Annotated in this window: 1 protein-coding gene; it reads right to left on the bottom strand. The window is 56.3% G+C overall.

What is annotated here, in order from left to right:
• Positions 1-491, bottom strand: a 491-nt coding sequence (locus IE178_RS36545; RefSeq protein ID WP_318280430.1) for a hypothetical protein, incomplete at its 3' end; no start/stop codon positions are given.
• Positions 492-675: the final 184 nt, after the last annotated feature.

Raw genomic sequence — 675 nt, 5'->3', positions numbered from 1 at the left:
CGGGGAGCATTCCGACGCTGAACGCCAGGATGCGGATTTCCTCGAAAGTCATAGGGGCCCCAAATGTCATGATGAAGGGCAATCTCAGCCGAGAGACCGAAAGGCTCAGGGGAAACCGTCAGTTCCACGAGTCGGTATTCGCGACGTCGCGTACCGTCCTCATCGAGCCAGATTCCGGTACCTGCCACTAGGACGTCACCCGCTACGGCATCAGGGAAACTAACCGGACGCATCTCCTGGATACGCTTAAGAACCTGATCATCGTCAATCGGCGTCAGGAGTTGCAGGCGAGTCCCCGCTGGAGCGCCTCCTGTTCCAGGGATGAACCATGGCCATTGCAGATTCTGCGGCTCAAGCAGGTCATACTTTCGTAGGACCGTGACCATATGTGCAGCTGCCTTGAGTGCTGATTGCAGTCCTGGCGGGGCGTATTCATCCAAGTCCCAGAACCAGGAAGCGCACTCTCGTGGTGCACGCATCAACATAGACATGCAATACCTCCTTACGGGTGCATTCGGCCGTCAGCTGGGATTGTGATGAAGCCACCCTCGAACCTCAGCACGAGGGTGGCTTCGGTCAGCTCAGCGCGAGAATATATGCGCTGTGGAAGCTCTTCTGTAATGACGGTCTTCGTGTCGTGAATATCCAGGATTGCTACCTTCCGACCGTCAATGA

This window comes from Streptomyces griseoloalbus (genome assembly GCA_014650015.1).
Classification (GTDB): Bacteria; Actinomycetota; Actinomycetes; order Streptomycetales; family Streptomycetaceae; genus Streptomyces; species Streptomyces griseoloalbus.
This window is presented reverse-complemented; position numbering and strand designations above follow the sequence as displayed.